We start from the raw sequence: 6,920 nt of genomic DNA on the forward strand, positions 1-6,920 counted from the left end.
AACAGAAGGGCGTGGTCCATGTGGAGGAACTCGGCGATGTCGCGCTCCAGCTGCACGGAACTCGAGATATTGCCCACCAGCGCGGACGAGCCCGCGGAGTGGACGCCAAAGACGCCGATGGCGTCATGGGCTGCCTGGTGCACCGCCGGATGGGCGGAGAGGCCGAGATAGTCCTGCGAAGCGAAGTTCACGCCTTCTGTGAGATGGCCGGCGTCATCGCGCACGGCGCAGGACGAAGCCGGACCCGTCTCGGTGGCGCGGCCAAACGGCCAGGTGCCGGACTGGCGGCGCGTGTCCTGCCAGTTGAAGAAAGCGTCACAGCGGCGCAGAAGATCGGCGCCCTCCATGACCCTGAAATCACGCATGCTGCCCTGGAGGGCTGCTTCCGGAACGCCGTCGATCGTATTGTAGTTGGACATGGTGCCATCCCCGTTTCTTATTGATGGTTCACTCTAGCGGGGGTGTCCTCAATTTGAGGTAAATACGTACAAAAAGTTATTTGTTAACTTAGCGTCTGGTTAAGAGTTTGCTCTGACCACTCTGTTTTCGAAAATTGGATCGAAAACTTGCCTGCGATTGGATAGCGGATTGGCGTAGAGACTACAAAGAGGTTCGGCCTCACTCGTCGATCGGACAAAATGGCCGATCACGTTGCATAATCTCGGGGGCAACACGTTGAATATCCTTGAGTATTATAGGCGCAATCGATGCTCATATTTTGCTGCGGCCTTCATACCACCATCTGAAATGCTTGCAGGTCCACGTCCGTTGTTTGACGGCGGATACGCCGACACCGCACTGTTGATGGTCGAAGCCTTCGCCCAGATCGACAAGGAGGAGATCGACCCCATTCTCAGCATAACCACAAAGGCCGCCTGATCATGCCCTCAGGCCATTCGGGAAATTACACCACCTTGACGGACGTGACCGGCGAGAGCCCGAGGAAAGCGGCGAAATGTTGGACCTGGTGAATGTAGTCCCGTTGGGTATGGGACCCCAATCACGGCATCAACATGTCTTCCTGCATGCGCTGGCTAGGCGGCGTGTTTGGGGCGACGTTTGTAGAACTGGTCAAGAAAAATTCCTCCGTTTGAAACGAACTCCATAGTCAGGTTGCGATCTCTATCCGCTCAAGATCATCGAAGTATGTGCCATTGCAGAACTTGAAGCCCCTCCCGCAAAGCGGGTTCTGTTTGGGGGCGCAAAGCGCTCATCCACTTGGAAGATGCGCTTTGGCTGAATAAATCGCTAGTATCTGATTGATGGTTCAGTTTGCAGACTGTTTTCCGACAAGAAACTCCGCCCAGCTTTCCAGAAGCGCTTTCCGCTTTTCCAGGAGATCGGAGCGTTGGTATGCGCGCTCAACGCTTGTTCCGACCTTGTGGCCAAGCACGGTTTCCTTGACCTCATACTCTGCATCGGTCTGTTCTTCGGCCCAGGTGCGGAACGTGGCTCGGAAGCCATGGGGCCGGAAGTCCAGGCCTTCCCTTTCCATGTGGCGCGCCATCGTCGCATCGGACATCGCTTTCCCCGTCGATGACGGGAAGAGAAGTTTCTGTTCTTCGGAATGTCGCGCCGTTTCGATGATTGTGCGCATTTCCTTGTTGAGAGGAACGCGGTGTTCTGCACCCGTCTTTGTTCGGCCCGCCGGGATAACGAGGATGTCGTTTTCAATTTCAGAATGGGTCGCGAACCGGAGTTCACTTGTGCGCAAAGCGGTAAGCATCAGGAAACGCAGTGCCAGACAGGTCATCTGGTAGGGGGCATCGGATAGCTTTCCATAAAAGCTCGGTGCTTCCTTCCAAGGCATCGAGGGGATGTGCTGGGCCTCGTGTCTCTGTTTTCCGAGAAGTGCTCGCGCTTTCATTGTGGATTGCAGGTCGACATCCAGCCCGAGTGCCGCAGCATGTTTGAGGGTCAGGTTGATCCGGTTCATTGCCTTGCGAGCGCTATCCGGCTTGTCATGCCAAACCGGTTCCAGGACCTGCTTCAGAACATGCTGGTCGATATCTTCAACAGCCATTTTCCCAATGTTCGGGATGACGTGGGTGGACAACGGCGACATCCACCGACCGGCTTTGCCATCCCCCTTCAGTTCCGCTTGTCTTGCTTTGAAGCAGGAAGAAATTGCTTCGGCGACAGTCAAGCGTTTGGTCTTTCGGTTGGCGGCCTCCCGTTCGCCAATCGGGTCAATTCCATCCCGCAATTTGCGTCGAGATTCGGAAGCTCTCTCCCGTGCTTCGGCCACAGCGACATCGGGCCAGGGGCCCAAACCCATTTCTCGGCGCTTTCCGCCAACGACAATCCTCAGAATCCACTTCCCTGCGCCTTTCGAACGCTTGACCAGCCAAAGCCCCTGACCGTCGGCATACTTGCCGGCGGCCAGGTTCTTTGCCTTCATCGGATTCAGCGCATTGTAGATCATCTGGCTTTAGTCCACCTTCTGGCCCACCTTATTCAGCCCACCCTATAGCCCACCTTTTGATATGTGAAGCCATAAGAATCAGTGTTCTGCCATGAACACGCAGATCACTATATTATTGTTTTAAAATAGATAATTTGTTCATTTATGTTATTTGATGAGAACTCGGATCCATGCCGCCCCTGGGCACCATTATTATTCAATGAAATCAGGTGGTTAATCCCTAAGCGCATTTGCGCTTGGGTGCGCAAATTCACGCTGGGTGTCGTTTTGGGTGTCAGCGGCGTGCGCTGGGATGCTGCAGATTGCAGCCACTTGGTTGCGGTTGAGTCTTGATGTTGACGCCCTATGACCAATCGTTCTTGAATAGTCCTTCAAGAGAGGCAATGCCCGACGGTATGTCTTCGGTGCACGTTATGCCGAGGTACGTGGCCGCGCGAGTTGCACCAACATAGAGATACTTGTCGAATAACTCGGGATACGTTGCTGCGAGTTGATCGACGCCCAAGAAAAAGACAGCTTCGAACTCTAAACCTTTGATGTGCTGCACATTGAAAACGCGGACTGCTCCATCTCTGCCACGAACTCTGCCGTCCGGGCACCCCTCGACGCTAATGTTGTAATTAATTAGCGCTTCGCCCAGTGATTTCGCCACCGGGCCAACCTCGTCCTCGCTGTTCACCAGAACGGCGATTGACGGCAATTCACCGACAAATCCCTCGATCTCCACGATCCGCTCCGCAAGCCATGACGTGGTGTCGTCCAAGCTAGCCCTGCCTTTTGCCAGCACGGGCGGGACACCTTCATTCTCTGCAAAGTTGGGGAGAACGGCGTCCTCTTTCTTCCCTCCCGAGAGAACAACGAGCTGCCGCGCCAGGTTGTGAAGCTGCCTGCTTTGGCGATAGGCGACCGTGACTGTCTTCGTCGCGATGTCCGGGAGTACCCACTTCATTTCATCTTGGGAGCGAGTTCCCCAATTGGTCACACGTTGATTGAAGTCCCCGCACGCGAAGAAAGAACGGGTAGCCGGTCTGGCGAGCGTTGCCATACACGCCAGTTGGAGCGGTGAAAAGTCTGTCGCCTCATCGACAAGAACCTGAGTTCGGTAGAGCTGCGCCACTCTCTCCAGGGGCCTGCGGCCCGGCGTCTCCATGTCGATCAACGCGCGTGCGCCGGTCATCAGCTCGTCAGTCCCGCGCAACATGGCAAGGAGTATGACATCGACTTCGAGGGGGTGCACATCCGTCGCGCTGAAACCGTCTGTGCGGTACCACCGGTTTTCGCTCTGCCGGGTACGTCTGAATCGACGATAGCGCGCCGGCGTTCCGTCGACATACCGACGCACGGGATTGACGAACGCTCTCAACGCGGATTGGACGACCAGACTTTCGCCGACCTCGAGCAATTCCTCTTTGCCGAGCGTCCTATCGCCAAGCCAATCAAGAAGACGGCCTGTCGGCCCGGCCTTGGGCGCGCTTCTCTTGCGGGCACGCGACCGTGCCAAGGACCGAAGGGTACGCATGTAAGCTGCGACAGCTGCTGCACGACCCACGCGGGGCTGGTTCGCTTCCTCTTCGTCATCGGCCTCCTGCTCGTCTTCGTCATCCAGCACCTCGTCGAGAGTTGCAATGAACGCTGCCATATTGTCGAGGAATGTCTTGTCCCGATTTACCTGGAGGTTGAGCGCCCGGCGGATCCTTCCATCCGTGTCCTCCTTCATTGCGCTGACCTGCTTTCCGATTTCGGCCGCCACGTCCATGAGGGACACGAAAATTGCCGCTTGGGGCGTGGGCCCGCCGCCTTCGATGATTGTCAGAAGCCGCCGACCGAGTTTCGCCACCTCCGGTGACGGGGTTTCACTTAGGCTCTTGGCCGCGACGCGCATCTCGTCCCAGAATGTAGTCCGCTGCCATTGATCAAAATCGGAGAACCACGCGATCTGCTCCTCCTCTACCCCGGGAAAAAGCGTTCGCGCGGTCTCCTTCATTACAAGCGAACTGCTGCTTGCAGCCGAACGCAGAACCCGAAAGTCGCCACGGGCCAGGTCCTCTCGAAGCTCGGCCCAAGTGCGGATTCGGTCATCCGGTGCGGGAATGCCTTCCCGATTGAACGCTTCTTTTACATACAGCCTCAGCAACTCGGTCGGCGTGAACATGATCCAGCTTTGCGCGTGATCGGCATCAGAGCCGCTGCGAATAGCCTGACGCTCTTCCTCGTCGAGAAATGCCACATCCAGCTTTTGTCCGAGGCGACGGATGAGCGTGGTTGTCTTGCCAGTTCCCGGCGCACCGAGGATCAAAAGTCGACTGCCCAGCGGCATTCGGAAGATTTCGCCTTGGTAGCGATCCAGGATGGGCTGGTCGCGCAGGTCCATTCTGGAGATCACTGCACGCCGCACGCCTTCGCGAACATTGGCTTCGGTGCTTTCCTCCTTCAGCAGCTCGTCAAGGGCCGTCTCGTCAATCTCTTCGACAGCTTCGAGGAGCGCACGCAGAGACTCGACGGTCAGAGGACCATAGTCTTCTCCTTCGAGTACGGCATTGCGCGCGTCCCATCCTTGGTTCGATTGGAATGGTTGGAACCGGGCATGCTCGACGATTTCTACGTCAACGGTCTCGCCATCGCGCGGCAACTCGTAATCATCGCCGACGCCTAGTTCCGCAAGCCGCCCGACCGGAGAACGATAGCTGGCAAACTTGACCCGTTTGTCAGGAAGGGACGGCGCAGCCGCGCGGGAGAAGTAATAGGTCGTCTTCTGACCATCTTCATCGACAACGACCACGCGTGCGATTGCAGGTTCGCGGGAGAGAGTCCGGTTTCCTTCGAGGTTCTCCTGAGTGATCCGGTTATGTGCCTTGATGGCTTCTTGCTCTGTGAACGTATTTCTGACAATTGACGTCGGGTTGCTGCTTGAGGCGCCCCGCCGCAGATTCTCTTGCGCCGCTTTCGCGACCTTATCGAACGTCTCAAGGCTCTCCTCCGCAATTGGCCTGATTTGCTCCTCGGTCTCTTTCGCGTCCGCCATTCATCTGTCCCCCAATATCCCTGCTCAGTCGCGGCCAAAGTTGCATGGCTCAGTCCGCTGGCACGACCTAGTCTTTCTCGTCATCCAATGTGCAGACCACGAGCTCATTCAGCAGGAGACGTGCACCACACCCGTGTGCTCAGCGTCGCGAGAAAATCTTGCCGAGCCTTGACGTTCTCTGCATTCCATTCAGCGTAATTCTCTAAGCTCTGAACCGTCTTCGTAATCTTGTCGGCCAAGCCAATTTCGGTGCCTAGCCTTGAATATTGGCACTTTGTTAAAAGAAATTTAGACTGCGAGTAGGCAGCGACCTTTTTCGAGTAAGATTTGTTTGAAATAGCACGGTTTATCGACTTCTCGATCAGAAGAAGATTTCCAAGACTCTGTATTATTTCCTGATCGGTTCCACCGTCGCCGAATTCTTCAACTGCTTCAGCGTCGCCCCTGTCTGGCAAGATATGTTCGATGTCGTTTCCGCCGGCTGTATACTCGGCCAAATTACATCGGGCTTCGCTCGGCCCATACGCCAACAGATCCACGTGTTGAGTGATTTTGGCAATGAGATAGCGCAGACGAAACTGTCGAGTATCGTAGGACCGGAGCGTCTGCATGACCTGTTCAAAATCCTTGTGCAGGCCCCTTCGCTCGGCCACAAAGGTCTCAGCTAGAAAATCATCGAGCTTGCCCTGAGGCAACTCACGGAGTCGGTGGGCAGCTTCGACAATTCGCCTTTCATATTCCTTTCCGGCCGTCCCCGTGATGAGCCAGACAAACAACGTCTTTTCAACCTCTTCAGCCAGTCGGGAGAATTCATCGGGTCCCAGGTGCCGCCCGGCAAGGAGCACAATGAAGTGTTGTTTGATAGATTTACCGCCGAGAAGCCGTGTATTCGCGATTCCGGGTTCGCGAACACCCTTTGGGTTGTTTCCCCTCGCAAACTGGGCATAGGCCTTTGCCGCTGCGAGCAGTTTTTGGGCAAACCCTACAGGATTGGTAGCGTGGTTGGTGGCTGCCTCGTTCCTCTGAAACCAATCGTAGATTGCGTCTTCGCGCAGCTTGCTGTCTACATCAAAAGTTGCCAGAAGATAGTAGCGCAAGAAGCGCAATGGCTTCTCTCCAGACAAGTAGATTTCGTCCGTCAAGGATTTCCAAAGATCCTTCAGCTTCCCAAACTCATGATCCTTGGCGTGCATAAAGAGAAGATTTTTCAACAAATCCATCGCATCTAGGCCAACGCCCCGATCATTGATGGTTTCAAATATTTTTAAGGCTTTTGCGATTGTTGGCGTTTCGATACGAATTATCTTCACCTTGTTGATGAGATAGCCGTAAAAGCGCCTGATGGCGGCGGGATCTGAGCTGCCCCCCGAATTTCGGACGCTGACGTAGGCTATGAATTGCTGTCTGCTGATCTTCGACGAGAAGGAGATCAGAGATGTCGAAACGGAAGCAGCATTCGCCGGAATTCAAGGC

At 55.4% G+C, this 6,920-nt stretch carries 4 protein-coding genes and 1 pseudogene; all 5 read right to left on the minus strand.

Annotated elements, in window-relative coordinates:
* Window positions 1–419, minus strand: a pseudogene (locus CSC94_RS23685) (aminotransferase class I/II-fold pyridoxal phosphate-dependent enzyme); the annotation flags it as partial.
* 848 nt (window positions 420–1,267) lie between these two features.
* Window positions 1,268–2,425, minus strand: a complete 1,158-nt coding sequence (locus CSC94_RS23690) for a tyrosine-type recombinase/integrase (protein ID WP_099308835.1) — start codon at window positions 2,423–2,425, stop codon at window positions 1,268–1,270.
* Window positions 2,426–2,768: 343 nt separating this feature from the next.
* Window positions 2,769–5,447, minus strand: a complete 2,679-nt coding sequence (locus CSC94_RS23695; protein WP_099308836.1) for an ATP-binding domain-containing protein — start codon at window positions 5,445–5,447, stop codon at window positions 2,769–2,771.
* 104 nt (window positions 5,448–5,551) lie between these two features.
* Window positions 5,552–6,757 carry a DUF262 domain-containing protein gene (locus CSC94_RS23700; RefSeq protein WP_245408474.1) on the minus strand — a complete coding sequence of 402 codons (1,206 nt, stop codon included), beginning with the start codon at window positions 6,755–6,757 and terminating at the stop codon, window positions 5,552–5,554.
* The coding region (locus tag CSC94_RS25130) for a hypothetical protein (protein WP_245408475.1) at window positions 6,702–6,920 on the minus strand (219 nt) is incomplete at its 5' end. The genes CSC94_RS25130 and CSC94_RS23700, both read right to left, overlap by 56 nt.

It is taken from the genome of Zhengella mangrovi (assembly GCF_002727065.1).
GTDB lineage: Bacteria > Pseudomonadota > Alphaproteobacteria > Rhizobiales > Rhizobiaceae > Zhengella > Zhengella mangrovi.

Coding starts and splice junctions, on each gene's coding strand:
- CSC94_RS23690 (WP_099308835.1), bottom strand. CDS start 2,425: ATGATCTACAATGCGCTGAATCCGATGAAGGCAAAGAACCTGGCCGCC.
- CSC94_RS23695 (WP_099308836.1), bottom strand. CDS start 5,447: ATGGCGGACGCGAAAGAGACCGAGGAGCAAATCAGGCCAATTGCGGAG.